General features: G+C 73.3%; 26 protein-coding genes. 7 read left to right on the forward strand and 19 right to left on the reverse strand.

The annotated features are described in order from the left end of the window. Nucleotides 1-14: 14 nt before the first annotated feature. Both LE548_RS05900 and LE548_RS05905 read right to left on the reverse strand, forming a co-directional pair. The gene (locus tag LE548_RS05900) at nt 15-671 is read right to left on the reverse strand and encodes a response regulator transcription factor (protein WP_031169226.1); all 657 of its coding nucleotides are present in this window, start codon (nt 669-671) and stop codon (nt 15-17) included. Between the two features lie 293 nt (nt 672-964). Further along, on the reverse strand, nt 965-1642 hold the full coding sequence (locus LE548_RS05905) for a DUF3000 domain-containing protein (RefSeq protein WP_225095566.1): 678 nt from the start codon (nt 1640-1642) through the stop codon (nt 965-967). A gap of 98 nt (nt 1643-1740) precedes the next feature. Here LE548_RS05905 and hemE point away from each other — a divergent pair, with 98 nt between their 5' ends. After that, entirely contained in the window at nt 1741-2808 is a 1068-nt protein-coding gene (gene hemE, locus LE548_RS05910; protein WP_225095567.1) for a uroporphyrinogen decarboxylase, read from the forward strand. A 1-nt stretch (nt 2809) separates the two neighbouring features. Here hemE and LE548_RS05915 read toward each other — a convergent pair whose 3' ends face one another. Further along, nucleotides 2810-3634: a rhomboid family intramembrane serine protease gene (locus LE548_RS05915; RefSeq protein WP_225095568.1), complete on the reverse strand. Its 825-nt coding sequence runs from the start codon at nt 3632-3634 to the stop codon at nt 2810-2812. A gap of 93 nt (nt 3635-3727) precedes the next feature. On the opposite strand from LE548_RS05915, the gene LE548_RS05920 reads away from it, so the two are divergent. Beyond that, nucleotides 3728-3997: a hypothetical protein gene (locus tag LE548_RS05920; RefSeq protein ID WP_225095569.1), complete on the forward strand. Its 270-nt coding sequence runs from the start codon at nt 3728-3730 to the stop codon at nt 3995-3997. A gap of 13 nt (nt 3998-4010) precedes the next feature. Here LE548_RS05920 and LE548_RS05925 read toward each other — a convergent pair whose 3' ends face one another. Next, nucleotides 4011-5405: an FAD-dependent oxidoreductase gene (locus LE548_RS05925; RefSeq protein ID WP_225095570.1), complete on the reverse strand. Its 1395-nt coding sequence runs from the start codon at nt 5403-5405 to the stop codon at nt 4011-4013. Between the two features lie 27 nt (nt 5406-5432). Continuing rightward, entirely contained in the window at nt 5433-6437 is a 1005-nt protein-coding gene (locus tag LE548_RS05930; protein ID WP_225095571.1) for a DUF4349 domain-containing protein, read from the reverse strand. A 181-nt stretch (nt 6438-6618) separates the two neighbouring features. On the opposite strand from LE548_RS05930, the gene hemG reads away from it, so the two are divergent. Together hemG and hemQ are read left to right on the forward strand one after the other, a co-directional pair. Then, complete coding sequence (hemG, locus tag LE548_RS05935) at nt 6619-8073, forward strand: protoporphyrinogen oxidase (protein ID WP_225095572.1); 1455 nt, start codon at nt 6619-6621, stop codon at nt 8071-8073. A 5-nt stretch (nt 8074-8078) separates the two neighbouring features. Continuing rightward, nucleotides 8079-8810, forward strand: a complete 732-nt coding sequence (gene hemQ / locus LE548_RS05940; protein WP_225095573.1) for a hydrogen peroxide-dependent heme synthase — start codon at nt 8079-8081, stop codon at nt 8808-8810. Here the strand turns inward: hemQ and LE548_RS05945 are convergent. From LE548_RS05945 to LE548_RS05975, 7 genes are all read right to left on the reverse strand, one after another. Next, nucleotides 8807-10414: an alpha/beta hydrolase gene (locus LE548_RS05945; protein ID WP_225095574.1), complete on the reverse strand. Its 1608-nt coding sequence runs from the start codon at nt 10412-10414 to the stop codon at nt 8807-8809. The two genes, hemQ and LE548_RS05945, sit on opposite strands and share 4 nt — an antisense overlap. A 128-nt stretch (nt 10415-10542) precedes the next feature. Continuing rightward, a complete protein-coding gene (locus tag LE548_RS05950; RefSeq protein WP_225095575.1) occupies nt 10543-11331 on the reverse strand; it encodes a TIGR04222 domain-containing membrane protein in 789 nt (262 codons plus the stop codon). A gap of 98 nt (nt 11332-11429) precedes the next feature. Next, complete coding sequence (locus tag LE548_RS05955) at nt 11430-12134, reverse strand: DUF4142 domain-containing protein (RefSeq protein ID WP_225095576.1); 705 nt, start codon at nt 12132-12134, stop codon at nt 11430-11432. Nucleotides 12135-12437: 303 nt separating this feature from the next. Next, nucleotides 12438-13805 (reverse strand): DUF692 domain-containing protein, encoded by a 1368-nt coding sequence (locus tag LE548_RS05960; protein WP_263635753.1) that lies wholly within the window; start codon nt 13803-13805, stop codon nt 12438-12440. 90 nt (nt 13806-13895) lie between these two features. Then, the gene (locus tag LE548_RS05965) at nt 13896-14501 is read right to left on the reverse strand and encodes a TIGR03086 family metal-binding protein (protein WP_225095577.1); all 606 of its coding nucleotides are present in this window, start codon (nt 14499-14501) and stop codon (nt 13896-13898) included. Between the two features lie 78 nt (nt 14502-14579). Continuing rightward, nucleotides 14580-15218 carry a TetR/AcrR family transcriptional regulator gene (locus LE548_RS05970; RefSeq protein ID WP_225095578.1) on the reverse strand — a complete coding sequence of 213 codons (639 nt, stop codon included), beginning with the start codon at nt 15216-15218 and terminating at the stop codon, nt 14580-14582. Further along, nucleotides 15215-15919 carry a peptidyl-tRNA hydrolase gene (locus tag LE548_RS05975; RefSeq protein ID WP_225095579.1) on the reverse strand — a complete coding sequence of 235 codons (705 nt, stop codon included), beginning with the start codon at nt 15917-15919 and terminating at the stop codon, nt 15215-15217. Before LE548_RS05975 ends, LE548_RS05970 begins: the two co-directional genes overlap by 4 nt. A gap of 42 nt (nt 15920-15961) precedes the next feature. Between LE548_RS05975 and LE548_RS05980 the strand changes: the two genes are divergently transcribed. Further along, the gene (locus tag LE548_RS05980) at nt 15962-16834 is read left to right on the forward strand and encodes an ATP-binding cassette domain-containing protein (protein WP_225095580.1); all 873 of its coding nucleotides are present in this window, start codon (nt 15962-15964) and stop codon (nt 16832-16834) included. After that, on the forward strand, nt 16831-17502 hold the full coding sequence (locus LE548_RS05985) for an ABC transporter (RefSeq protein ID WP_225095581.1): 672 nt from the start codon (nt 16831-16833) through the stop codon (nt 17500-17502). The genes LE548_RS05980 and LE548_RS05985 overlap by 4 nt, the downstream gene beginning before the upstream one ends. Here the strand turns inward: LE548_RS05985 and LE548_RS05990 are convergent. The 7 genes from LE548_RS05990 to zapE form a co-directional block, all read right to left on the reverse strand. Then, on the reverse strand, nt 17494-17685 hold the full coding sequence (locus LE548_RS05990) for a hypothetical protein (protein ID WP_225095582.1): 192 nt from the start codon (nt 17683-17685) through the stop codon (nt 17494-17496). The genes LE548_RS05985 and LE548_RS05990 overlap by 9 nt on opposite strands. A gap of 29 nt (nt 17686-17714) precedes the next feature. Then, nucleotides 17715-18284 (reverse strand): YbhB/YbcL family Raf kinase inhibitor-like protein, encoded by a 570-nt coding sequence (locus tag LE548_RS05995; protein WP_225095583.1) that lies wholly within the window; start codon nt 18282-18284, stop codon nt 17715-17717. Between the two features lie 10 nt (nt 18285-18294). After that, nucleotides 18295-19371: an SPFH domain-containing protein gene (locus LE548_RS06000; RefSeq protein WP_225095584.1), complete on the reverse strand. Its 1077-nt coding sequence runs from the start codon at nt 19369-19371 to the stop codon at nt 18295-18297. 139 nt (nt 19372-19510) lie between these two features. Further along, the gene (locus LE548_RS06005) at nt 19511-21016 is read right to left on the reverse strand and encodes a SulP family inorganic anion transporter (RefSeq protein ID WP_225095585.1); all 1506 of its coding nucleotides are present in this window, start codon (nt 21014-21016) and stop codon (nt 19511-19513) included. A 7-nt stretch (nt 21017-21023) separates the two neighbouring features. Beyond that, nucleotides 21024-21602 (reverse strand): carbonic anhydrase, encoded by a 579-nt coding sequence (locus LE548_RS06010; RefSeq protein ID WP_225095586.1) that lies wholly within the window; start codon nt 21600-21602, stop codon nt 21024-21026. Nucleotides 21603-21701: 99 nt separating this feature from the next. Next, nucleotides 21702-22097, reverse strand: a complete 396-nt coding sequence (locus tag LE548_RS06015) for a hypothetical protein (RefSeq protein ID WP_225095587.1) — start codon at nt 22095-22097, stop codon at nt 21702-21704. Nucleotides 22098-22262: 165 nt separating this feature from the next. Further along, the gene (zapE, locus tag LE548_RS06020) at nt 22263-23366 is read right to left on the reverse strand and encodes a cell division protein ZapE (protein ID WP_225095588.1); all 1104 of its coding nucleotides are present in this window, start codon (nt 23364-23366) and stop codon (nt 22263-22265) included. A gap of 37 nt (nt 23367-23403) precedes the next feature. Between zapE and LE548_RS06025 the strand changes: the two genes are divergently transcribed. Next, complete coding sequence (locus LE548_RS06025) at nt 23404-24243, forward strand: pyrimidine reductase family protein (RefSeq protein ID WP_225095589.1); 840 nt, start codon at nt 23404-23406, stop codon at nt 24241-24243. Nucleotides 24244-24265 lie beyond the last annotated feature (22 nt).

Genomic DNA, 24265 nt, shown 5'->3' on the forward strand with positions numbered 1-24265 from the left:
CTGCTCCGAACGGCTCAGTGGATGATCCCGGTGCGCAGGGCCACGGCGACCATGCCGGCCCGGTCACCGGTGCCCAGTTTGCGGGCGATGCGGGCGAGGTGGCTCTTCACGGTCAGGGCGGACAGGCCCATCGAGACGCCGATGGCCTTGTTGGACTGGCCCTCCGCGACGAGGCGGAGCACCTCGACCTCGCGGCCGGACAGTTCGCGGTAGCCGCCCGGGTGGCTCGGGGCACCCGGGGGGCGGCGGTGCATCCGGGCGGCGCCGAGGGGAGCGGCGCCGGGCCGGGCGGGAAGTCCGATGTTGGTGCGGGTACCGGTGACGACATAGCCCTTGACCCCGCCGGCCAGCGCGTTGCGGACCGCGCCGATGTCGTCGGCGGCGGAGAGCGCCAGCCCGTTGGGCCAGCCCGCCGCGCGGGTCTCGGACAGCAGGGTCAGGCCGGAGCCGTCGGGCAGGTGGACGTCGGCGACGCAGATGTCGCGGGGGTTGCCGATGCGGGGACGAGCCTCCGCGACGGACGAGGCCTCGATGACATCGCGCACGCCCAGCGCCCACAGATGGCGGGTGACGGTGGAGCGGACGCGCGGGTCGGCCACGACCACCATGGCGGTCGGCTTGTTCGGGCGGTAGGCGACCAGGCTTGCGGGCTGCTCTAGGAGAACGGACACCAGGCCTCCTGGGTGGGGGGACGGGGCCGGCTTGTGGGGATTCAGCCGGGACGAACCGTGCTTTCAAGGTCACAGTCGTCTTCGGCAGCAAACTCATCCGCCTTTAGAGAATGATCACGATCTAGTGAGTAACAATCTGTGCAATTCGGACACGCGATCGATCATCCGAAGATCGAGTCGGTTCAAGCGGATGTCATTCGGGGTTCGAAAGTGGCCGTATCGACAAAGAGATGGTCAATGGGGCCGCCATGAGGGGGACACCCCCGGAGAACCGGCGGGATCGTGTGATCATCTCAGCGTGACTGCGGACCCCTGCGCTGCGGCAGCGTCACCACCGAGGCATCGCCCGGCCCGGCCGGCGGCAGCCCCGCGACCTGGGCCAGCAGATCGCACCAGGAGGCCAGGTGGGAGGCCGTGTCCGGGACCCCGCCCAGGCCCTCGCGGGGCGTCCAGGAGGCCCGGATCTCGATCTGCGAGGCGGCGGGCCGCTCGGCCAGCCCGCCGAAGTAGTGCGAACTCGCGCGCGTGATCGTCCCGCTCGGCTCGCCGTAACCCAGCCCGCGCGCCTGCAGCGCCCCGGTCAGCCACGACCAGCACACCTCCGGCAGCAGCGGATCCGCCGCCATCTCCGGCTCCAGCTCCGCGCGCACCAGCGTCACCAGCCGGAACGTCCCCTGCCAGGCGTCGTGCCCGGCCGGGTCGTGCAGCAGCACCAGCCGCCCGTCGGCCAGCTCCTGCTCACCGTCGACCACCACGGCCTCCAGCGCGTACGCGTACGGCGCCAGCCGCTGTGGCGCGGGCGTCGGCTCCACCTCGACCTGCGGCCGCAGCCGGCAGCCGCGCAGCGCCTCCACCGCGGCCCGGAACGCCGGCGGGCCCGACGCGGGGGAGTGCCGGTCCGCCTCCTCGGTGTCCTTCACGTCGCCCATTCCGTCAGCGCTGTCCGACATTCGTCCCTGAGCCCCAGCCATGCGGGGAAGAGTAAGGGGAAGCGCGGCTCCGTGCAGGGCAAGACACCCCCTGAGGGCTGCCGCACTTCTCTCCTCGCGGCCGTGCGAGACTTGCCGTCGTGAGTGCCAACGGAAGCCCCTCGGGCCAGCAGTCGACCGCGACGTACGACAGCGCTTTCCTCAGGGCGTGCCGGCGTGAAGCCGTGCCGCACACGCCCGTGTGGTTCATGCGGCAGGCCGGCCGCTCGCTGCCGGAGTACCGCAAGGTGCGCGAGGGCATCCCCATGCTGGAGTCGTGCACGCGACCCGAGCTGGTCACCGAGATCACGCTCCAGCCCGTGCGCCGGCACAACGTGGACGCGGCGATCTACTACAGCGACATCGTCGTCCCCCTCAAGGCCATCGGTATCGACCTCGACATCAAGCCCGGCGTCGGCCCGGTCGTCGAGCGCCCGATCCGAACCCGGGCCGACCTGGCGCAGCTGCGCGACCTCACGCCCGAGGACGTCTCCTACGTCACCGAGGCCATCGGCCTGCTGACCCGTGAGCTGGGCGCCACCCCGCTGATCGGTTTCGCGGGCGCGCCTTTCACCCTCGCGAGCTACCTCGTCGAGGGGGGCCCGTCGCGCACGTACGAGAACGCCAAGGCGATGATGTACGCCGACCCCGAGCTGTGGGCCGACCTGCTCGACCGGCTCGCCGACATCACGGCCGCGTTCCTGAAGGTCCAGATCGAGGCCGGCGCGAGCGCGGTCCAGCTCTTCGACTCCTGGGCCGGCGCGCTCGCCCCCGCCGACTACCGGAAGTCGGTCATGCCCGCCTCGGCGAAGGTCTTCGACGCCGTCGCCGGATATGGCGTCCCGCGCATTCACTTCGGTGTCGGCACCGGTGAGCTGCTGAAGCTCATGGGCGAGGCCGGCGCGGACGTCGTCGGCGTCGACTGGCGCGTCCCGCTGGACGAGGCCGCCCGCCGGATCGGCCCCGGCAAGGCGCTCCAGGGCAACCTCGACCCGACGGTGCTGTTCACCGACAAGAGCACCGTCGAGGCCAAGGCCCGCGAGGTGCTGGACGCGGCCGCCGGTCTGGAGGGCCACGTCTTCAACCTCGGCCACGGCGTCATGCCGAACACCGACCCGGACGCGCTGACCCGGCTCGTGGACTACGTCCACACCGCCACCGCACGCTGACTCACCAGGTCGAGCGGGGCCGCGCCCGTCTGCCGAACAGCAGACCGCGTGGCTCCGGCGGCGGCGGGGTGCCCGGCTTGAGCGGCCAGGCGAGCAGCATGCCCGCCACGAAGCCGACCACGTGCGCCGCGTACGCCACCGTGCCCGCCCCGGAGACACCGTGCCCGGACGAGTACACCGCCTGGAGTCCGAACCAGAAGCCCAGCACCAGCCAGGCGGGCAGCCGGAGCGGCAGGAAGACCAAGAACGGCACGAGAACCCAGACGCGCGCCCTCGGCCACAGCACGATGTAGGCGCCGAGCACTCCGGCGATCGCGCCGGACGCGCCGATCAGCGGGTCGGACGAGGAGGCGTTGAGCAGCGCGAAGCCGTATCCGGCCGCATAGCCGCAGACGACGTAGAAGAAGAAGTACCGGACATGGCCCATCCGGTCCTCGACGTTGTTGCCGAAGATCAGCAGGAAGAGCATGTTCCCCAGCAGGTGCAGCCAGCTGCCGTGCAGGAACATCGCCGTGAACACCGACAGCGGCGGGGACTTGGCGTAGGACGGCGGCCCCACGACACACCCCGGGCCGTGCGGGCCGACACCCACCTGCCCCGTCGGCACCAGCCGCGGCAACTGATGGTGGATCAGCTCTCTCGGCACGGCCGCGTAGTGGTCCATGAAGGCCTGGAGATGGCACAGCTGCGCCAGATCACTGCCGCCGGCCACGGAACCCGCTATCCCGGGCGTGGTGACGAACACGAGGACGTTGGCGGCGATCAGCACGTACGTCACCCAGGGGGTGCGGCGCACCGGATTCACGTCATGGACGGGGATGACCACACAGGACTACTGCCCGGGATACGGCGGGCGAACCGGTGAACGGGGCCGGGCGGGTGTGCGTATCTGTTCTCAACCGACGTGAGGACACAGGCGATGACGAACGCTCCGCAGATTCAGCCTATGCAGGCGCTGCCCGACGGTGAGGCCGAGCTGGCCCTGGTGGTACGGATCCCCTGGGAGGATGTCGCGCGGCTCGGTCAGGAGGCCGGGCGGCTCGCTTCGCAGATGGGGCGCCCGGTGACGCTGGACGAGGCCGTGAGCTACCGGCTGCGGTCCGCCCGGCCGACGGCGTCGCACGCGAAGACGCCGGGGGAGCAGCCCGCGGCCGTCTCCGCGTTGCCGAGGATCAGCGGTACGGCCTAGGAAGCGGTACGGCCTAGGAAGCCCGCACCTTCGCCGTCGCCTTTCTCGCCGCCACCAGCACCGGGTCCCACACCGGGGAGAACGGCGGGGCGTAGCCCAGGTCCAGGGCCGTCATCTGTTCCACCGTCATCTGCGCGGTCAGGGCCACCGCCGCGATGTCGACCCGCTTCGCCGCACCCTCCCTGCCGACGATCTGCACGCCGAGCAGGCGGCCCGTGCGGCGTTCGGCGAGCATCTTGACCGTCATGGGGGAGGCGCCGGGGTAGTAGCCGGCGCGGCTGGTGGACTCGATGGTGACCGTCTCGTACCGCAGGCCCACCCGGTCGGCGTCCTTCTCGCGCAGGCCGGTGCGGGCGATCTCCAGGTCGCAGACCTTGCTGACCGCCGTGCCGACCACGCCCGGGAACGTGGCGTAACCGCCGCCGGCGTTGGTGCCGATGACCTGGCCGTGCTTGTTGGCGTGGGTGCCGAGCGGGACGTACTGCTCCTGGCCCGAGACCAGGTTCAGCACCTCCACGCAGTCGCCGCCCGCCCAGATGTTCGAGTGCCCGCGCACCCGCATCGCGAGGTCGGTGAGCAGGCCGCCGTGGGTGCCGAGGGGGAGGCCGGCGGCCTCGGCGAGCGCGGTCTCCGGGCGGACGCCGATACCGAGGATCACCACGTCCGCGGGGTACTCGGCGTGCTGCGTGGCGACCGCGCGGGCCGTGCCGTCGGCCGCGGTGAGGATCTTGGTGACCTCGGCGCCGTTCACCATCGTGATGCCGAGGCCCTCCATGGCCCGGTGCACCAGTCGGCCCATGTCCGGATCGAGCGTCGACATGGGCTCCTCGCCACGGTTGACGACCGTCACCTCGAAGCCGCGGTTGATCAGCGCCTCGGCCATCTCGACACCGATGTAGCCCGCGCCGACGACCACCGCGCGCCGGCCACGCGCGCGTGCCAGCGTCCCCAGCAGGGCCTGGCCGTCGTCCAGCGTCTGCACCCCGTGCACCCCGGGAGCGTCCGTGCCGGGCAGCTCCGGGCGGACCGGGCGGGCCCCGGTGGCGATCACGAGCTTGTCGTACGACGTCCAGGACTCGGCGCCGGAATCGACGTCACGCGCGCGTACCCGCTGCCCGGCCACGTCGATCTCGGTGACCTCCGTGCGCAGCCGCAGATCGATGTCCCGCGCGCGGTGCTCCTCGGGAGTGCGGGCGATCAGGTCGTCCCGCTCGGGGACGTCGCCGCCCACCCAGTACGGGATGCCGCACGCCGAGAAGGAGGTGAAGTGTCCGCGTTCGAAGGCCACGATCTCCAGCTCGCCGGGCCCCTTCAGCCGGCGCGCCTGTGACGCCGCGGACATGCCCGCGGCGTCACCGCCGATCACGACCAGCCGTTCCGTCCCGCCCCGTCCACCGCTCATGGTCATGGGAACACGCTACGGGGCCACGGCATTTCAGTCCCGGTCCGCCTCCCCGGAGGACTCCGGCACCGGGCGCGCCGACGGCAGCGGGCCGAGGGCCGTCATCGCGGGCGCCGGCTCCCGTCGGCGCGGCAGCCGGGGCCGTACGACCCGCAGCCACACCAGCGCCGACAGGGCCGCGAAGGCCGCGAACGGCAGGGCGGCGCCGAGCGCCAGGGCGATCCAGCGCAGCAGCGTGACGAACACGTGCCAGCCGCCCGCGAGCGCGTCCCCGAGGCCCGGTGTGCCGTCCCCGGCGGCCTTGTGCACGGGTTTCTCGGACAGCGACAGAGTGATGGTCGCGAGACTCGTGCGGTCTTTCAGGGACGCCTGCTGGGCCAGCAGGGACTCCAGGTCGGCCTCGCGGCTGCTCAACTCCCCCTCCAGGGACACGACATCGCTCAGCTTCGCCGCCCGGTCCATCAGCGTGCGGATCCGGTCCACGCTGGCCCGCTGGGACTTCGCCCGGCTGTCCACGTCCACGACCTGGTCGGTGACGTCCTCCGCCTTCGCGGTGCGCTCGACGAGCCGGCCGGTGCCCTGGAGGCCGGCGAGCACCTCGTCGTACCGCGCGCTGGGCACGCGCAGCACGACCCGGGTCCGCTCGTGGCCGTCGGCGTCCCGGCCGGTGGTCTCCTCGCCGACGTAACCGCCCGCGCTCTCGGCGGTGGTACGGGCCTCGGCCAGGGCCTTGTCGGCGTCCTTGACCTCGATGGTCAGGGAGGCGGTGCGGATGACCGCGTTCGGCGCGAGCCTGGGTGTCTGCCGGGGGGACCTGGCGGAGTCCGCCGCGCCGCTGCCGCCCGCGCCCGGCTGCCGCGCCCCGGTGTCCGCGGCGGACTTCGCCGAGGCACCGCCGCCCGAGTCGGCCGCGCCGCCGCATCCGGCGAGCGCGAGGGAGGCGGCGAGCAGCAGGCCGGCCAGCGGACGGACGGATCGGTGTGCGGAGCGCGCGTGGCCTGTGGGCCGTGCGGGTCGTGCGGAACGTTGTGGGCGCATGGGCGGTACCCCCCGGGGCCGGTAGCGGTGACGGTTCTTCGACGGCGGGGCCGGCGGGAACGTTTGAGCCGCCCTGGTCCCGATGCGGTCACGGTCCGGACTCGTCACGATCACCGGGCCGCGAGGCGAGGGACCTGCGGGCCCTGGCCGGAGTGTCAGTGGGGTCTGAGAGAGTGGGGGCATGAGCGCAACGGGTACGCGTACAGGGCATGTCGTCGTCATCGGAGCCGGGATCGCCGGGCTGGCCGCCGCCCACCGGCTGCTCGGGCGGGGCGCGCGCGTGACCGTGCTGGAGGCCGCGGACCGGGTCGGCGGCAAGCTGCTGCCCGGTGAGATCGCGGGCGTGCGGGTCGACCTGGGCGCCGAGTCGCTGCTCGCCCGCCGCCCCGAGGCGGTGACCCTCGCGCGCGAGGTGGGACTGGCCGGCCGTCTCCAGCCGCCGGCCACCGCGACCGCCTCGATCTGGACCCGGGGCGCCCTGCGGCCCATGCCCAAGGGCCATGTGATGGGCGTGCCCGGCACCGCCGCCGCACTCTCCGGCGTCCTGTCCGACGGGGGCCTCGCCCGCATCGAGCGCGACGCCGATCTGCCGCGCACCGAGGTCGGGGACGACGTGGCCGTGGGGGAGTACGTGGCCGCCCGGCTCGGCCGCGAGGTCGTCGACCGGCTCGTCGAGCCCCTGCTCGGCGGGGTCTACGCGGGCGACGCGTACCGCATCTCGATGCGCTCGGCCGTCCCCCAGCTCTTCCAGGCCGTCCGCGCCCACGCCTCCCTCACCGAGGGGGTCCGCGAGATCCAGGCCAAGGCGGCCGCGAGCGGGCAGAGCGGGCCGGTCTTCATGGGCATCGAGGGCGGCGTGGGCACGCTGCCGCTCGCGGTCGCCGACTCCGTCCGCGCGCGCGGCGGCGAGATCCTCACCGGGACGCCCGTGCGCGAGCTGCGGCGGGCGGCCGACGGCGGCTGGCGGGTGGTCGCCGGGGAGCGGGTGCTGCACGCCGACGCGGTGATCGTCGCCGTACCGGCCCCGGCCGCCGCCGAACTGCTCGGCGCCGAGTCCCCGGCGGCCGCCGCCGAACTGCGAGCGGTCGAGTACGCCTCGATGGCCCTGGTCACCCTCGCCTACCGCCGCGCGGACGCGACGCTCCCCGAGGGCAGCGGCTTCCTGGTCCCGCCGGTCGACGGCCGCACGATCAAGGCGTCCACGTTCGCCTCCCGCAAGTGGGGCTGGATCGCCGAGGAGGACCCGGAGGTGGTCGTGCTGCGCACCTCCGTGGGCCGCTACGGCGAGACGGAGATCCTCCAGCGGGACGACGCCGCCCTCGTCGAGGTCTCCCGGCACGACCTGCGCGAGGCGACCGGCCTGGCCGCCGAACCCCTGCGGACCCGGGTCACCCGCTGGACCGACGGCCTGCCGCAGTACCCGGTCGGGCACCACGCGCGCGTGGCCCGCATCCGCGAGCACGTCGCCAAACTGCCCGGGCTCGCGGTGTGCGGCGCGCAGTACGACGGCGTCGGCGTCCCGGCGTGCATCGCGAGCGCCTACGCGGCGGCGGACCAGCTGGACGGCGACCTGAGCGGAATCCGGGAGCTCACGGCCAACCCGGTGCAGAGCCTCCACGGCGGGGCGGGAGAATAGGGATTATGAGTGACGACGCCCCCACCACCGAGGCCGGCAGGATCCCGAACAAGGGCAAGCTGGCCAAGGACCTCAACGAGGTCATCCGCTACACCCTGTGGTCCGTCTTCAAGCTGAAGGACGTGCTCCCCGAGGACCGCGCGGGTTACGCCGACGAGGTCCAGGAGCTGTTCGACCAGCTCGCCGCCAAGGACGTGACGATCCGCGGCACCTACGACGTCTCCGGCCTGCGCGCCGACGCCGACCTCATGATCTGGTGGCACGCCGAGACCAGCGACCAGCTCCAGGACGCGTACAACCTCTTCCGCCGCACCAAGCTGGGCCGCGCCCTTGAGCCCGTGTGGTCCAACATGGCGCTGCACCGCCCGGCCGAGTTCAACCGCTCGCACATCCCGGCGTTCCTCGCCGACGAGACGCCCCGCAACTACGTGAGCGTCTACCCCTTCGTGCGCTCCTACGACTGGTATCTGCTGCCCGACGAGGACCGCCGCCGCATGCTCGCCGACCACGGCAAGATGGCCCGCGGCTACCCCGACGTGCGCGCCAACACGGTCGCCTCGTTCTCACTCGGCGACTACGAGTGGATCCTCGCCTTCGAGGCCGACGAGCTCTACCGCATCGTCGACCTCATGCGCCACCTGCGCGGCTCCGAGGCCCGCAGGCACGTCCGCGAGGAGATCCCGTTCTTCACGGGCCGCAGGAAGGACATCGCGGACCTGGTGGCGGGCCTGGCTTAAGGCGCCTCGTCCGGCTTGGGTTCCTGACGCGGTGCACACGCCGCGCGCCGCTCAGGAACCCGCCCCTGCAGCAGGTACGCCTCGAAGTGCCCGTTGACGCACGCGTTCGCGCCGCCCGCGATGCCGTGCGTCCCCGCGTCCCGCTCGGTCACCAGCACCGAGCCGGCCAGCCGCCGGTTCATCTCCAGCGCGCCCGCGTACGGCGCCGCCGCGTCCTGCTCGGCGGACAGGATCAGCACCGGCGGCAGTTCACCCGGCCCGGTCCGCACGTCCAGCGGCCGCTGCCGGGGCGCCGGCCAGGAGGCGCACGGCAGGTTCATCCACGCGTTCTCCCAGGTCTCGAAGGGCGCGACCCGGGCGATCCGGGTGTTGTCCCGGTCCCACGTCGTCCAGTCCGTCGGCCAGGACGCGTCGTTGCATTCCACGGCCGTGTACACCGCGCTGGTGTTCTCCGCCTCCGCCTCCGCGGCCGAGTCCGTGACCGGCGCGGCCAGCCGGACCAGCGGCTTCGGGTCGCCCTTCAGATAGGCCGACAGCGCGGCGGCCCGGCTCGCCCAGAAGTCGTCGTAGTACCCGGCCGTCAGGAACGCGTTCTGCAACTGGCCGGGACCGACCTTGCCGCCCGCCGCCTTCCCGGCCAGCCGCTCGCGCGCGGTGTCGTAGCTGCGCTGCACCTTCGCGGCCGTGTTCCCCAGCCTGTAGACGTCGTCATGGCGGGCGATCCAGTCCTTGAAGTCCCCCCAACGCTCCTCGAACGCGGCCGACTGGTCCAGGTTGTCGCGGTACCAGATCTTCGCCGGGTCCGGGTTCACCGCCGAGTCCAGCACCATGCGCCGTACGTGCGTGGGGAACATCGTGGCGTACAGCGCCCCGAAGTAGGTGCCGTACGACGCCCCCACGAAGGTCAGCCGGTCCTCGCCGAGCGCGGCCCGCAGGACGTCCAGGTCGCGGGCGTTGTTCAGGGAGGTGTAGAAGCGCAGTCTGCTCCCGGAGCGCCGGTCGCAGCCCCGCGCGTACGCCTTCGCCTGCGCGACGCGCTGCCGCTTGTACGCCTCCGACGGGTGCTCGGGGGCGGCCGTGGGCGCCTTGAAGAAGCGCTTCGGGTCCTCGCACGACAGCGGCGCCGAACGGCCCACCCCGCGCGGGGCGTAGCCGACGAGGTCGTAGGCGCCGGCGATCCGCTTCCACTGCGGGACCGTGCCGATCAGCGGGAAGTACATGCCGGAGGCGCCGGGGCCGCCCGGGTTGTAGACGAGGGCGCCCTGCCGGGGCACCCGCCGCTTGCTGTTGTGCGGGTCCTTCTGGGTCGCCCGGGCCCGGCTGACGGTCAGCCTGATCTGGGTGCCGTCCGGGCGGGCGTAGTCCAGTGGGACGGTCACCGTGCCGCACCGCACGCTGCTCGGCGCCCCCGGGACGTCGGCCGGGGAGCACGCGCCGAAGTCGATGCCGGCCGCGCGGGCGCGGGCCGCGGCCACCAGGGTGCCGCGCAGCTCGGCCGCGCCGGGCGCACCGGGCGCGGCGCCGAGAGCCTGTCCCGCCGGGGCGGCGGCGAGGGTGGTCAGGAGCAAGGACCCGGCGGCCGAGTACACGGCGGCAGCTCTCATCGCGTATCCCTTCGGTGCGGCGACGACAGAAGGGATGTTTCGTTCGGGCGGACAAGAAGACAAGCACCACCCGGCCGGTGTCGCGCCAATGCCCCCGATGCGCCCCTTCGACCGCTCCGAAGCCGCCCTCACTCCCGCCAGGGCTGGTCGCGGTGGGTGAAGGCCGCGCGGAGCTCCGGCTCGCCGATCGCGCGGATCCCGCGGACGGCGACGGAGGTGAGGAACGACCGCTCGTCCCCGGCGGGCTTGCGGGTGAGCGCGCCCAGCAGCCGCAGCCCGGCGGGCGAGGCCCAGCGGGAGTACGGATGCACCTCGAACCGGGCGATGATCAGGCAGCTCAGACAGAGCGTGAGCGGCAGGGCGAACCACAGGCCGACCAGCAGCCGCGGGGTCCCGGTGGGGACGGGCAGCAGCAGCAGCGCGGTCACCCCGAGCGCCGCCACGGCGAGACCGGCGGCGCACACCTGGCGGACGGCCGCCGCCACGGTCGTACCGGCGCCGTCGGGCACGGCGAGCCCGGCGCGCTCCAGCCGGTGGGCGAGCCGCCGTACGGCCTCCGCACCGGCCGCACGCGCCCGCACGGGCTGGATCCGCGACTGGCCGTCCGGCCCTATGGCCCCTATCACGGACTGCTCGATCTCGTCGTGCCCCCGCGGGTCCACGACCGTGGCCCAGCCCGTGTGCGCGAGCAGCAGGCGCCGCTGACGGGCCATCGAGACCATCGTCACGTCGGCGACCCGGACGGGGCCGCCGGAGAGGAAGGCCGCCTCGTACAGCGTCAGACCGTGAGCCTGCTCCCGGTCCACCGGGGCGGCGGCCACGTCCAGTGCTGCCGCGCGCACGGCCGCCAGGCACAGCCGGGTGCACGCCGTACCGGCGAAAGCCCAGGCCAGAAACAGGAGAAGGACCCAGAACATGATCTGTTTTCTATGCCAGGGATCCGGGCGGACGCCATGCCCTGTTCACTATCCGGACACAGTGTGGCCGGTATGTGACGTTCCGTTCGGCCGCTCGGCTACGGCGTCACCGGGACGGCGGCGCTCGGGGCGACCGCCGGCGGGGTCGGCACGGGAGTGGGGGAGGCGGCCAGCTCCCGCGCGAGCGAGGCGAAGTCGACGTACCCCGTCGCCTCCAGGACCTTGATGTGGTCCAGGACGGTCGCGTTGGCGTCGTCGGCGAGATCGCGGACCAAAGAGTTCTGGGTGTCGGCCCGGACCTGGGCCACCAGCGTGAACACCCGGCCGTGCGCGAGCCGCAGGATCGCGGCGAACTGACGGTCGAAGTCCACTCCCTGCGCCGCGTTCAGGGTGGCCAGCCACTGCTTCTGCTGCTCGTTCGGCTCGTTCGGCAGCGGTGTGCCGAGCTGGCCGGCGACGGTGCGGACGTGCGCGTCCAGGGAGGTGTGTCCGTCGACCAGGTGCTGGCCCGCGGTGCGTACGGCCACCGTGGTGCCCTTGCGCTCCGCCAGCTCGCCGGCGGGCAGCTCCCAGAGCCCCGCGAGACGGACCTTGGTGATGAAGTCCTGGTCCTGTGCGGACAGCGGGCCGTAGGGGGTGGTGACGGTCTGCGTGCTCAGCGTGCTCGCGTTCGCCGTGTCCTGCCGGTCGGCGTAGGACCAGAGCGGGTACAGCAGCGCCGCCGCGGTCGCCGCGAGGGCCGCGATGACGAGTCCGGTGCCGCTGAATATGCCTCGGCCCTTGATCGGCGGGCGCGGTCGCATGGTGCCTCCTGTGCCGCACCGCACGCGCGTGTGCATGGGGGGTGTGGTGCGGCTTGGCATATTACTGGGGGCGGGACCCTGCGGGGCTCGGCGTGTGCGCGTTGTCGCCGTTCGGGTGCGGAGCGTCGGCGGGGCGGGTGCGTTGTGGCCCTGGCTGCGGGCGGTCGTGCCGCTGGGGCGATGGGGGTGCCCCCGGTCGAGCGAAGCCGAGACTGGGGGAGGGTGGGCGCTGGGGGTACCCCCTGCTCGAAGAGCTCGGGGGAGGCACCCTGCTCGCGCCCGGCGAGCGACCCCACGCCCAGCTCAGCCCCGACGTCCCGGCAACACCCTCCGCGCCACCCGGGCCACCCGTCCCCCGGACTGCCTCGGCGCCGGTCCCGCCCGCTCCAGCCACCACTCCCGCAGCTCCCCCCGGGACCCCGCCTCCTCCGGCCGTCCGGCCCGCAGCAGGTGAGCAGCGAAGTTCAGGGCGTCCCGGCGGTACCCCCCGCTCATCGGCCGCTCCCGGGCGTACTCCAGGAACGTCTCCCGGTACCCCGTGCCGAGGATCACCGGCAGTTCCGGGGCCACCTTCGCCACCACGTCCGCCCGCTTCGCGGCGAGAGCCCGGGCCTGGACCCGCATCCGTGTCCGGTCGAAGCCCTCGGGCACCGGTGTGCCGGCGACCAGGGAGGACAGTACGGCGGCCTGGGCGACGGCGACCCGCTCGCGTGCGTCCACCGTGGGCCGCGTGAGTATGGCGACGCCTCCGCCGGCCGGCCCGGCAGCGATGGCGGCCCCCGTACCGCCACCGGTGCCGGTGCCGGCTCCCTCCCGGGCGGCGGCCGTCACCGCCTCCCGGATCAGGGTCAGCTCCCGCTCCAGTTCCGCCGGTTCGGGGAAGTTCTCGTCCCGTTCCAGCAGGACCCCGGGCGGGGTGGTGCGGGCGGCGAGGCCGGTCAGGATGTCCAGGACCGGGCGCGGTACCGGATGGGCGTGGCTGTCGTGCCAGACCCCGTCGCGCTCGAAGCCGCCCGCGACATGGACGTAGGCCAGCGCCTCCAGCGGCAGCTCGGCCAGCGCGCGGGCCGGGTCCTCGCCCCGGTTGACGTGGTTGGTGTGCAGGTTGGCCACGTCGATCAGCAGCCGTACGCCGGTGCGCTCGACCAGTTCGGCCAGGAACTGCCCCTCGGTGAGCTCCTCGTCCGGCCAGGAGAACAGCGCGGCGATGTTCTCCAGGGCCAGCGGCACGGGCAGGGCGTCCTGCGCGATGCGGACGTTCTCGCAGAGCACGTCCAGGGCATCCCGGGTGCGCGGCACCGGCAGCAGATGCCCGGCCTCCAGCGACGGGGACACGGTGAGCGCGCCGCCCGCGCGGACGAACGCGATGTGCTCGGTGACCAGGGGGGAGCCGAGGGCCTCCGCGCGCTCCGCCAGCGCCGTGAGGCGGCCCGCGTCGGGGCGGTCGGCGCCGCCCAGGCCGAGGGAGACGCCGTGCGGGATCACGGTCACCCCGCGCTCGCGCAGCCGCAGCAGGGACTCCGGGAGGTGGCCCGGGCAGACGTTCTCCGCCACGACCTCCACCCAGTCGATCCCCGGCATCCGCTCCACGGCGTCCGCGATCTCCGGCCGCCAGCCGATCCCCGTACCCAGCCGCGGCACGGCCTCTCCCCGCATGGCCCCTTCCCCCATGACCCCTCCCCTCGTGCGAATGACGGAGGTATCGCCCCGGCGGGCGGCCCCGAATCCCCTCCTTGTCGCGTTCAGAGCAACATTTGAGGTTCAGCCCCGCACCGGCCACCGCTCGGGGCTGCGGCCTAGCAGCCGCAGCGCCTCCTGAAGCGGGCCGGAGCCCTCGGGCACCTCCAGCGCCGGGGCGAAGGGGAAGCCCGGGCCGCGCCGGGCGGGATCGGTGGGTACCGCGCGGGCCACGGCGAGCGCGGCGCCGAGCACGTGCTCGGGCAGGTCCACCGTGGCGCCGAGGGTGGCGGCGACGTCCCAGGCGTGCACCACGTAGTCCACGAGATGGAAGCCGACGGCCCGGCCGCCCGGAATGCCGCCCAGGTTCGGCAGCGCGAACTCCCGTTCCGTCACGCCCGGTTCGGCGAAGGCCGTGAGCACCTCGGCGGCGGCCGACCGATGGGCCCGGGCGGGCTCGCTCACGTCCTCGGCCTCCCGCCAGTGCTCCGGCTCCCGGCCCGCACCGCGCGCCGCCGCGGCGAACCCGACGTGCTGTGCGGTCATGTGCGCGACGAGCCGGCGCAGGGTCCAGCCCGCGCAGGGGGTGTCCCGCGTCCAGTCCGCGGCCGTGGCCAGGTCCACCAGGCGTACGGCCTCCTGGACGGCGATCCGGTCGAGTTCCACGACGTTCATTCCGGTCACAGTCATGGTCCGAGCCTATAAAACAAAGCGAACGGTCGTGCTCATTTTTCTGGAAGCCGAACCGATCCCCGACCGGACCGGGGATCAGGTGACGTGGGGGAGCGGGACCCCGTCCACGGCCGCGTCCCGCAGGCGCGCCGCGATGCCCACCCGAGCCCTGCGGTACGCGCTCTCCTCGTCGTGCAGCACCGACAGGGCGTTCGCCGTCTCCAGCAACGCCACCACCTCGAAGGCGAGTTGGCCGACATCCGTGCCGGTGCGCAGCTCGCCCGCCGTGCGGGCCTCGTCGATCGTGCGCTCCACGTGCGCCGACCAGTCGCGCTGCGCGCGGACCACGGCATCGTGCACCGGCCCGGTCCGGGCGTCGTACTCGGCCATGGCGCCGTAGAAGAAGCAGCCGCCCGGGAACACCCGGCCGCGCGAGTACTCCAGCCACAGCTCGCACAGCCGCCACACCCGGCCGAGGCCCGGCGGAGTCTGGGCCGCGGGCCGGAGCACCCGCTCGGTGTAGATCCGCGCGGCCTCCCGGATGGTGGCCAGCTGCAGCTCCTGCTTGGAGCCGAAGAGCGCGAACACCCCGCTCTTGCTCAGCTCCAGCTCGGCGGCGAGCCGGCCGACGGTGAGCGCCTCCAGGCCCTCGACCGAGGCGATGTCCACCGTGCGCCGCAGTACCAGCTTGCGGGTGCGGTTGCCCCGTTCGACCCGGCCGTCGACCCGCGTCATCCCCGCCTCTGGCGCAGCGCGGGATGATCGGCGACGACCGTGCAGCTGCCCGGTGCGATCTCCGTGAAACCGGCGTCCCGGACGACCGGCAGCCCACTGCCGGTCAGCCGGACCCAGTCGGCGGGGTCGGCCGTACGGACCGCCAGCGCGCAGCCCGCGTCCCGCCAGGCCGCGCGCTCCGCCTCCGGCAGCGCCCACCAGGCCAGTTGGGCGCCGTGCCCCGCCTGGGCCATGGCCTTGCCGGCCGACATCTCCAGCTCCGGGTTCAGCCACAGCACGGGCTGCGCCGGGTCGGCCGCCACGGGCGGTTCCGGGTCGTCCAGTTCGGTGCCGGACACCTGGAGCTTCGCCAGGTCCTTGGGCCAGCCGTCGAGCGGGATCGGCGGGAAGACCCGTACCTGCGCGGCCTTGCCGGTCACCGTGATCCCGGGCAGCGCCTCGGCCCGCCGCCACTCGGCCCCCCGGGCCCGCCGCACGACCTTCCGGATCCGCGCGTCCTCCCAGCTGCGCACCGCCTCGGCCCACGCCCCGTACCCGTTCGCCCGCTCGTCCCCGAGCAGCACGAGCACGGCCCGCGCGGCCGTCTCCAGCGCGTCGGTACGGGCCGGGGGCGCGCCGCGTTCTATCCGTACGACGAGGGGCAGGACGAACTGGGGCGCTTCGTCGCGCCTGTCACTCGGGGATGTGGAATCAGGGCTCACACCAGCCAACTTTAAGGGCGCGAAACCGATCACAATGGCCCCATGCAACGTGACCTACGACTGATCGCCGTAGGCCGCCGGTACGGCATCCGCGGCCCCTGGGTGTTACGAGGCGTCGACCTCACCATCGCCCCCGGCACCCTCACCCGCGTGGAAGGAGCGAACGGCACCGGCAAATCCACCCTCCTGCGCCTTCTCGCCCGGCTCGACGCGCCGACGGAGGGCCGGGTCACCGGCCGCCCGCGCACGGCGTACGTCCCCGAGCGGTTCCCTTCGGCGCTGCCGTTCACCCCCCTCGGCTATCTCACCCATCTCGGTACGGTGCACGGCCTGAGCCGCCCGAGCGCGACGCGCGCCGCCGGTATCTGGCTGGAGCGGTTCGGCGTGGCCGCCCACGCCGGTACCCCGATGGCCCGGCTGTCCAAGGGCAGCAGCCAGAAGGTCGCCGTGGCCCAGGCGCTGCTCGGCGAACCGGAGCTGCTGGTGCTGGACGAGGCCTGGACCGGTCTGGACGCGGCGGCGCGGGCCGAGCTGGAACGGGCGGTGGCCGAGCGGACCGCCGCCGGGGGTGCCGTGGTGTTCGTCGACCACGACCCGCGCCGGCTGGCCGGGGCGCCGGACGCGACGTACACCGTGCTCGACGGAGGGCTCAAGCACCATACGGTGGACGGGAGTTCACCGGCCGGGCCGCTCGCCCTGGTCACCGTGCGGGGGCCGGCCGGGGGCGGGCTGCCGCCCGACGCGGCACGGACCGTCACCTCCGTGCAGGAGACCGGCCCCGGCAGCTACCGCCTCGCCGTCCCCGTCTCCCACTCGGACGTCCTGCTGCGCGTCCTGCTCACGGCCCGCCCGCCCTGGCACATCGTCAGCGTGACCCCGCCCCCCGGACCCCCCGACCCCGAAAGCCGCCCATGACCGCACTCCTGCGCTACCAGGCCGACCTGCTGGTGCGCTCCCAGCGCTGGCTGCCGCCGGTGATCCTGTACGCCGCGTTCCTCGGGATCGGCGTGCAGAGCGGCCAGCCCGTCCTCGACTCGCTCGGCTACACGGCCGCCGGTGTGCTCCCGGTGGCCGCCTGGCTGGTGCGGATCTGCGTCACCAGCGAGCCGGACGCGGCCCGCGCCTGCGTCGCCGCCGCACGCGGCCCGGCCCGGGCGCACCTCGCCTGTCTGCTGACCGCGCTGTGCGCGGCGGCCGCGCTCGGCGTGGTGGCGACCGTGGTGGTGACGCTGATCAGCGCCCCGGCGAGCAACGATCACCAGATCCATGTACCCGCGCTCAAGGCTGGCGCGGCCGGGCTGCCGGCCACGCTCGCGTGCGCGCTGCTCGGCGCGGCCGTCGGCGCGCTCACCAACCGGCCGGTGCTGCGCTCCACCGGCCGCGCGGTGCCCGCGATGCTGCTGGGCGCGCTGCTCGCGGTGGTGCTCACCGGCTCTCCGGCCGAGGCCGCGGTCAGCGGACTGGTCACCGGTTCGCAGACCGGCCGGGTCCCGGTGCCGCTGCTGCCGCTGGCCGGGGCGGCCCTGCTCACGGCGGCCGCCTTCGCCGTGGCCGCCCGGCTCACCGCCCGCCGCTCACCCTGAGCACGCGGTGCGCTGCGCCTCCTGCCACTCGCACACCGGGCAGAGCGTGATCCCCTTGTACGACTCCGGGTACTCCGTCGGCTCCCGGCACATCACACACGCCGCATACGGCGGCCCGTCCGCCTGCGGGGGTTTCGCCGTCCCGACGATCGTGCAGTACGTCGTATCGTCCTCGTCGCTCATGCTCCCAGCGTAGGACGACGGTCACCCGGCTAGCGGCCGTAGCGGCCGGTGAGGGTGCCGGTGGCCAGTGTGTGGCCTGCCAGGGCCCGCAGGAGGTCGTCCGGGCCGGCGTTCGCCGTGAGCTTCGGCCGGCTGTCGGCCGCGTACACCGTCAGGACGTAGTGGTGCGGCCGGTCGCCGTGCGGCGGGCACGGGCCGCCGTAGCCCGGCCTGCCGAAGTCGTTGCGGCCCTCCGTCGCGCCCGGCGGGTGTGCTCCCGCCGACAGGTGTGCGGTGTGTGCGTCGATGTCCCACACCAGCCAGTGCGTGAACGTGCCGTGCGGGGTGTCGGAGTCCCGCAGCAGCAGGGCCAGGGACGCCGTTCGCGCGGGTACGCCGGAGAAGGCGAGCGGCGGCGAGAGATCCGCTCCGTCGCAGGTGTGGCGGCGCGGGATCGTGCCGCCCTCGGCGTACGCGGTGCTCGTGACCGTGATGCGGGTGGTGGCCGTCGGGGAGGCGGAGCTGTCCCCCTTGACGGCCGCGCCCTGGTCCCCGCCACCGCCCCCGCATGCGGCGACGCCGGCCAGCACGGCCGTCAGGACCGCCAAGCTCTTGCGCATGTCCGGCACGCTAGCCGGAACGCGTCTCTCCGTCACCGTCCGGCGCGAGCTGCGGCGTGCCGCCGTCGTCCAGGGCGAGCGGGGGTGACGGGGCGCTGTCGTCCAGTGTGAGCGGGGGTGACGAGGCACTGTCGTCCAGTGTGAGCGGGGGTGACGAGGCACTGTCGTCCAGCGTGAGCGCAGGCGGTGTGCCGGTGTCGTCCGGTGCGAGCGGGGGTGGCGGGGCGCTGTCGTCCAGCGTGAGCGGGGGCGCGGCCCTGTCCGGCGCCTGCTGCGGGCTGCCGCCGTTCGGTGGCTGCTGGTGAGTGCCGCCGTTCGGGGTCTGCTGCGGATTGCCCCGTTCCAGGAAGTGCAGCAGCTCCACCGGGATCGGCAGGACCAGCGTGGAGTTCTTCTCGGCCGACACCGCCATGACCGTCTGGAGCAGCCGCAGCTGGAGCGCGGCGGGCGTGTCGGCCATCTGCTGGGCGGCCTCGGCGAGCTTCTTGGAGGCCTGGAACTCGGCGTCGGCGTTGATGATCCGGGCCCGGCGTTCCCGGTCGGCCTCGGCCTGGCGGGCCATGGAGCGCTTCATGGTGTCCGGCAGGGACACGTCCTTGATCTCGACCCGGTCGACCTGGATGCCCCAGCCGACGGCCGGGCTGTCGATCATCAGCTCCAGGCCCTGGTTGAGCTTCTCGCGGTTGGACAGCAGATCGTCCAGGTCGCTCTTGCCGATGATCGACCGCAGCGACGTCTGGGCCATCTGCGACACCGCGAACTTGTAGTCCTCGACCTTCACCAGGGCGCTCTCCGCGTCGATCACCTTGAAGTAGACGACGGCGTCCACACGGACGGTGACGTTGTCCCGGGTGATGCCCTCCTGGGCCGGGATCGGCATCGTGACGATCTGCATGTTGACCTTCTGCAGCCGGTCCACGAAGGGGATGATCAGTGTGAAGCCCGGCGACCGTGGGTCTCCGGCGACGCGCCCGAGCCGGAAGAGCACGCCCCGTTCGTACTGTTTGACGATCCGTGCCGCCATCGCCAGATAGATCACACCGGCGGATCCCGCCGCCGCGATGGCGCCCAGCAACTCCGAGAGCATGGTGACCTCCTCACGGAGAGGTCCGCTTTTGTCCCCTTCCTGTAACCATAGGCCGGTCCGGCCGGTCTGCCGAGGGGCGCGGGCGGACCGGGCCGGGGTGCCGAGGGGCGTCGGCACCCCGCCCCGGAGACAGGGGCCGTCAGGCGGCCTGTGCCGTGACCTTCACCGGATCCGTCCCGGCCGCGCTGTGGCGTTCGGCCCAGTTCTCCAGGGCCGTGCGGCAGGCGTGGTCCAGGTGGTGCAGGCCGGTCAGGTCGAGGCGGACCGGGCGGTCCTGCGGGAGGGACTCCAGGCTGTCGAGGATCTTCGGCAGGCGCAGGAAGGTCGCGTTGCCCGAGAGGTATGCGTCGACCGGACCCGCCCCCTTGTCGATGACCTCCAGCTTGACGTGCGAGGCCTCCCAGGCCGTCTTGACCACCGCGAGCGCCAGGCCGATCAGCACGCCCTCGAACATGCTGACCGCCACGATCGAGACGGCCGTCACGGCCAGGATCAGCGCCTCGCCCCGGTGCTCGCGCCACAGCCCCGCGAGCGCCCGGACCGGCACCAGCTTGGCGCCCGAGTGGATCAGGACGCCCGCCAGCGCCGGGATGGGGATGTAGGCCAGCACATCGGGCAGCAGCGCGGCGAACAGCAGCAGCCACACGCCGTGCAGGATCCGGGAGGCCTTCGTACGGGCGCCCGCCTGGACGTTGGCCGCGCTGCGCACGATCACCGCGGTCATCGGCAGGGCGCCCAGCAGCCCGCACACCGCGTTGCCGGTGCCCTGGGCGACGAGCTCCCTGTCGTACTCGGTGCGCGGCCCGGGGTGCAGCCGGTCCACGGCCGCCGCGCTGAACAGCGACTCGGCGGACGCGATCAGCGTGAAGGCGACGACCGTGCCGAGCACCCCGACCCCCGCCAGCTCGGCGAAGGCGCTCAGCGGAGGCGGCTGGACGGCGCCGAGCAGGCCCTGCACCTCGACGGTGGCCACCCGCAGGTCCAGCGCGAACGCGGCCAGGGTGGCCAGACCGACCGCGGCCAGCGGGCCGGGGAGCGTGCGCACCTTCGCCGGGGCGTGCTTCCACAGCAGCAGGACCGCGATCGTGCCCGCGGCCACGGCGAGCGAGGACAGGGCCGTACCGTCGCCCAGGGCGTCCCAGAACGCCCCGGGCAGCCCGGCGATCTTGCCCAGGCCCGAGTCGGGGGCCTTGGCCGCGAGCGCCGGATACAGCTGCCCGGCGACCAGGACCAGGCCGATTCCGGCCAGCATGCCCTCGACGACGGAGACCGAGATGGCGCGGAAGTAGCGGCCGAGCCTCAGCAGGCCCATGGCCACCTGGATCACTCCGGAGGCGAGCACGATCACGCCGAGGACCGGCAGGCCGTACTCCTTGACCGCCTCGAAGACGAGCACGGTCATGCCGGCGGCCGGCCCCGACACCTGCAGGCTGCTGCCGCGCATCAGCCCGGTGACGAGGCCGCCCACGATGCCGGTGACCAGGCCGAGCTCGGCCGGGACCCCGGAGGCGACGGCCACGCCGACGCACAGCGGCAGCGCGACCAGGAAGACGACGAGAGAGGCGGCGAAGTCCTGCCGCGCGTACGGGAAACGGGATATGAACGGGTTGCTGTTGGTCTTCTTGCTGGTGTTCTCGCTGGTCATCGCGCGCTCACAGGGACTCGAAGGTGTCGGTCTGCGGGCGGTGCGCCCGTACGGCGCCGGTGTGCACCTCGTAGTACCAGGCATGCAGGCCGAGTTGACCCTCCGCCAGCTTCCGCGCCACGCACGGGTACGAGCGCAGCCGCAGCAGCTGGGTCAGGACGTGCGCCTGCACGCCCATGGCGACCTCCGGGTCCTCGGCCTGGCCGGCCGGGCGGGGGGTGGCGTGCGCGAGCCAGTCGCGCACGGCCGGTACGGCGGTCAGGTCGTCGCCGCGCACCAGCGCGCCGACGGCCCCGCAGTGCGAGTGGCCGCAGACGACGATGTCGCGGACGCCGAGCACCTCCACGGCGTACTCGATGGTCGCGGCCTCGCTGGTCGGGTGCTGCGAGGTGTGGGGCGGGACGATGTTGCCCGCGGTGCGCAGCTCGAAGAGCTGGCCGGGGCGGGCGCCCGTGATCAGGGCCGGGACGACCCGGGAATCGGAGCAGGTGATGAACAGGACCTGCGGGGACTGGCCTTCGGCGAGCCTGGCGAACTCCTCAGGTCGCTGTCCGAAGGTACGGGCGTTGTCGATGAGGGGCTGCATGTGTATGGGTTCCTCCTGGCGCGCCTGCACGGACGCGTCGGTGTTGAACGGGGGATGTGGGGGAAAGGGCCCGGTGACCGGGCCGGCTCTGGCCGGCTGTCAGCAGCGGAAGACCTGAAGTGCCGCCGGGGTGTGGGCTCTGGGGGGTCTCGGGGCGCGCGGCTCGACGGCGCCGGGGGTGCCCGGCGTGTCGGCGCCGGCGGCCCGGCCGGCTATGAGCGGGTCCTCCTGCGCGCAGCAGGAGGTCGAGCAGCGCTGTCTGTCGCGCAGATGCGGGACGCCCACGGCGTCGCCCGCGCAGCCCGGAACGCCGAGCGAGCTCACCCGGTCGCGTGCCGGCTTGGCGGGGGAGGTGATTCCGGTCCCGGCTTTGGCCTTTGCGTCACTGAGCGTGTGCGCGGTCGCGAAGGGCCCGGTGGGTGCGAAGAACAGCGCGGCGAGCAGGGCGGCGGTGAAGAGGGCGCATACGGTCCGGGCCTTCGTACCTCGGAACATGCGCCCCCCTTCCGGAAGTTCACGCCTCTTGCTCGCGCCAAGCATTGGTCAATGGATGGTCAAGAAACACAGTAACCCTGCAAAGTCCTTTGCAGGGTTAACTGCGCGTTACGCGCGCAAGAGAGCGTGAAAAGTGCCGGTCGCGTGGCGTGATCTGGCTCTTGACTAGGAGCCGACGAGCCCCTTGGCGTCGCGGGCCAGGGCGGTGAGCCGGGAGATCGCGCGGAAGTACTTCTTGCGGTAGCCGCCGTTCAGCATCTCCTCGCTGAACAGCTTGTCGAAGGGCAGGCCCGAGGCCAGCACCGGGACCTCGCGGTCGTAGAGCCGGTCCGCGAGCACCACGAGCCGCAGCGCCGTCGACTGGTCCGGCACCGGCTGCACACCGGTCAGGCACACGGCCGTGACCTCGTCGGTCAGCGCGCCGTACCGGCTCGGGTGGACCCGGGCCAGGTGCTCCAGGAGGTGTGGGAAGTCGTCCAGCGAGGCGCCCTCGGTGGCGTACGCCGCCTTCGTCACCTGTTCGTCGGTGAACGGCTGGGGGGCCTCGGGCAGCCCGCGGTGCCGGTAGTCCTCGCCGTCGATGCGCAGGGTGCGGAAGTGTGCCGACAGCCCCTGTATCTCGCGCAGGAAGTCGGCGGCCGCGAACCGGCCCTCGCCGAGCTTGCCGGGCAGCGTGTTGGAGGTGGCGGCGAGCGCGACGCCCGCGTCGACCAGCTTGCCGAGCAGGGTCGACACCAGCACCGTGTCGCCCGGGTCGTCCAGCTCGAACTCGTCGATGCACAGCAGGCTGTGGCCGGAGAGGGTCTGCACCGTCTGCTGGAAGCCGAGGGCGCCGACCAGGTTCGTCAGCTCCACGAACGTGCCGAACGCCTTGCGGGACGGCTCGGCGGGCGTCGCGTGCCACAGGGAGGCGAGCAGATGGGTCTTGCCGACGCCGTAGCCGCCGTCCAGGTAGACCCCGCGCGGGCCGGCCGGGGTCTTGGGCGCCTTGGCCCTGCCGAAGCCGAAGAAGCCGCGCTTGCCGGCGCCGGAGGCGTGCGCCCCGCCGAGCCCGGCCGCGAAGCCCTCCAGCACCTTCACCGCCTCGGTCTGGCTGGGCTGGTTCGGGTCCGGGATGTACGTCGAGAAGCGGACCGAGTCGAAGCGTGGCGGCGGCACCATCTCGGCGACCAGCCGGTCCGCGGGGACGCGCGGCTCGCGAGCGCACAGGGAGAGGGGGCCCACATCGGTCACGGGGCTGGAACCGGGGGCGGCGGTGGAGGACGACACGGTTACCCATGCTAAGCGCCGTGTCACACTGCACGACATGCGACGCCTGTTCCCTGTGACCTACGAAACAGCAGCCCAGGCCCCCGGGGCCGGTGGTGGAGGAGCGGGGGGTGAGGGCAGCGGGGGGCCTGGCGGGGCGTTCGCCGACCGGGAGTGGGATCTGGCCGAGCTGGCCGCCGCCTACGCCTACCCCGAGCCCGGGCCGGGGGAGCCGCAGCCGTGGCTGCGGGCCAACATGGTCTCCACCCTGGACGGCGCCGCCCAGCACGACGGTCGCTCGCAGCCCATCTCCTGCGCCGCCGACATGCGTATCTTCGGCACGCTGCGGGCATTGGCGGACGTCGTCGTGGTGGGCGCGGAAACGGTACGCCAGGAGGGGTACCGCCCTGCACGCGCGCGTGCCGAGTTCGCCGCCGCCCGCGAGGCCGCCGGACAGGGTCCCGCACCGGCGATCGCGGTCGTCACCGCGAGTCTGGACCTGGACTTCTCGCTCCCGCTGTTCACCTCGCCCCTGGTGCCCACGCTGATCCTGACCGGAGCCGGGGCCGCCCCGGACCGCGTCGCCGCCGCCGAGCGGGCCGGCGCCCGGGTGGTGGTCGCGGGGGACGGTCTGGGCATCGACCCGGCCCGCGCGGTGCGCGCCCTCGCCGGGCTCGGCCACACCCGGCTGCTCACCGAGGGCGGACCCCGGCTGCTCGGCCAGCTGATCGCCGCGGAGGTGCTGGACGAGATGTGCCTGACCCTCTCGCCCATGCTCACGGCGGGCACCGCGCAGCGCATCGCCGGGGGTCCCACGGTCGCCGTACCGCGCCGCTTCGAACTCGTGTCCCTCCTTGAGGAGGCCGGATTTCTGTTCGGCCGTTACGGTCGGTCCTGAAAACACGGTCGGTCCCGAAAAC

This window comes from Streptomyces sp. CoH27 (genome assembly GCF_020181035.1).
Taxonomy (GTDB): Bacteria; Actinomycetota; Actinomycetes; order Streptomycetales; family Streptomycetaceae; genus Streptomyces; species Streptomyces camelliae.